The sequence below is a fragment of the Bacillus sp. P4_D3 genome (genome assembly GCF_056401855.1).
This window is the reverse complement of record NZ_JBFUIN010000435.1, coordinates 1-2616: the sequence shown is the minus strand read 5'-3', so window position 1 is coordinate 2616 and position 2616 is coordinate 1. Positions and strand designations below refer to the sequence as shown.

At 34.6% G+C, this 2616-nt stretch carries 2 protein-coding genes and 1 pseudogene; 2 read left to right on the top strand and 1 reads right to left on the bottom strand.

Annotation, left to right across the window (positions count from 1 at the left end; translation table 11 throughout):
• Together AC1DTM_RS22330 and AC1DTM_RS22325 are read left to right on the top strand one after the other, a co-directional pair.
• A partial coding sequence (locus tag AC1DTM_RS22330) for a tyrosine-type recombinase/integrase (protein WP_477000904.1) occupies nt 1-170 on the top strand: 170 nt, incomplete at its 5' end.
• Nucleotides 171-412: 242 nt separating this feature from the next.
• On the top strand, nt 413-1849 hold the full coding sequence (locus tag AC1DTM_RS22325; RefSeq protein ID WP_477000903.1) for a YcdB/YcdC domain-containing protein: 1437 nt from the start codon (nt 413-415) through the stop codon (nt 1847-1849).
• 477 nt (nt 1850-2326) lie between these two features.
• Here AC1DTM_RS22325 and AC1DTM_RS22320 read toward each other — a convergent pair.
• Nucleotides 2327-2616: pseudogene (locus tag AC1DTM_RS22320) on the bottom strand (heavy metal translocating P-type ATPase); the annotation flags it as partial.

Below are 2616 nucleotides of genomic sequence, written 5' to 3'. Positions count from 1 at the left end.
GTATTCATCCTCATCAATTACGTCACAGCTATGCTACACATATGATTAACAACGGTGCGTCACTTGAAGTAATACAAAGCTTACTTGGTCATGAGAAGAGTGAAACCACGAGAATATATGCTCAGCTGAGCGGAAAGCTGAGACGCGATTTTTATATTGAATATTTTTGAAAGCTACTGAAATTAATCTTTAATCAAAATCGAGGCGTGCATATATAAAGACGTATCTTTTTGAATTGGGCCACTTAATGGAATATGCAGGAATTTCTTGAAAAGGTTTCGAAGTAGTTATTATACTGACGTTATTCAAAGGAGCAGGAAAATGCAAGGAAATATATCAATTCTTTTAAGTAATGTAAAATTTAAATAGTTGAGAAAGAGAAAGAAATATCAAAAATACAGAGGTGGCTTGCTTGCTAAGAGAAGAATTAAAGAAACGTGCAATATCGATGGTCAAAATTCCTAGTCATTTTCAACCTCTCATAGAGGAGTATGTTGAGCGAGAGAATGGAGAAGGGGAGGCTATTTTTTCATGGACAAACGAAGAACAAGATGAGGGTATTACTGTTAACCTAGATTTATCTGGTAATTTGACTGGTTTAACAATTGATAATAACGATAAAAATTCAGATGTGATTCCTTTAAATATAGAGGAAAAAAGAGAATGTGCCGAACAATTCTTACTTAGCAATTATCCTGAAGCATTAAAAGATTTAACATACTATAAAACAAAAAAAATTACTTGTGCAGACCGTTTTTACTATGAACAAATCGTTATGGACTTACCGTTAGAAAATGCTGGTTGTTATATTGATATAGACCTCGCGGGGAATATTGTTAACTTTACATATAAAGGTGTGAAAAGGATTCTTGTTATTCCAAAAATGTTGATTTCAAAAGAAAAACTGGTTGAACACGTACAAAATAGACTTAATTTTCAACTGACAATTGCAAAGTTGTCTACTGCTACTCATGATGTAGCAGTAGATGGACTCCGTCTTGTGTACGAACCTGAGCAATTTTTTATGAAATATAAAGCTGACGTTTTGAAACCAACGTTAACGATTATACATGACGAAGACGCTCCGCAAACATATGTCTTGCTTACTCCTCCTTCGAGTACGACCGTACGAAAAAATTTATCTATTGAAGATATCATTGGTATTACCGAGAGGATGAAAGTCATTCGTGAAGTAGATATGGGAGAAGAAACGGGCATAGTGTGGCGTAATCGGGACTGGGAGATGAAGGAAGGGGATTTATCTATAAATGACTTTTTCAAAAGACAGTCAGAAGATACAGTTAAAGCCTTCATTTCAAAGAAAACTGGTAAAATCAGAAGCTTTATGTGGTTTAATGAACGAAGTGGCGATCTTAGACTTAGTCGTGAGGCATGTTATCAAAAAGCCATTGCGTTTTTACAAATGATTGTTCCAGATTATTATCGGTATTTACAACTGATTGTTCGAGAAAACGAGGAAGAAGAGGATGATTCTTCAATGAAAGAATCATTTACATTCCATATGCATAACGGTCATGGTATACCAATTCAACTTGAATTAGTTATGATTGTTGTTAATCGTCAAACAGGACAGGTTGATCATTATAGTGGACCGCGTTTTGATATGGAACAATTGAGCCAAATCCCTGTTGAACCGGTTATTTCTAAAAAAGAAGCAAGTGAAATATTTATCAATCATTTGGATTTTGAATTAGCTTGGAACAAAAATTATGATAGTGAAACAGAATCCTATATCCTTGTTTATCGAGCGTGTGATCGTCATTCCAGGACCTCCATCCAGTACATTGATGCCATGACTGGAGCAGTTATTTCCAATATAGATAAATAACATGTGATGACGTCAAATTGCACAGGTTCAAAGGGACAAAATTAACTAACCAAACTACAACTATGTTTTCTTATTAAACTAAATCTATAGTTAATTAAGAATTAAGTGATTTTAAGATAGTTATTCCATTAAAGGGCGCGATTGTTGAACAATACAGACAGAAAATGATCAAACTTTTTTATAAAAGCTAAATAATTAATCTCAAAAGTTGAATCCATTTTGATCAATCTTGAACAGCTCCCACCCCAAGGAATGGGTAGGAAATGGACAAATGAGTAGGGGGAGATAAATGGCGGTTAGGCAAAAGCCTAAAGGGTCTTCTTGTTGAAGAATTAGTATAAGGTATCGTAATCAGTTCGTTCTTACATCTACGGAATTGTTCCATTGTAAAAGTTTTATCACCAATGAAAAGTGAAAAATATAGAAAAGATAAAAACTAAAACGGTAGCCGAAACTATCGTGTTAGTTTTTATCTTATTATTTGTTCCGTAATAAACGCATACTGTTAAGKATTACAATAAGTGCAGCGCCTGTATCACTTAGGACAGCCATCCAAAGAGTAAGCCAACCTGGGAAGATAAAGGCAAGGGCGATAAATTTAATAATCAATGAGAACCAAATATTTTGTTTTATGATGTGCAATGCTTTCCGACTTAGTTTCATTGTATAAGGAAGTTTTTCAAGATTATCTGCCATTAATACAATATCTGCCGTTTCCATTGCGGTATCAGTTCCTGCACCGCCCATTGCAATCCCTAGGTTTGCAG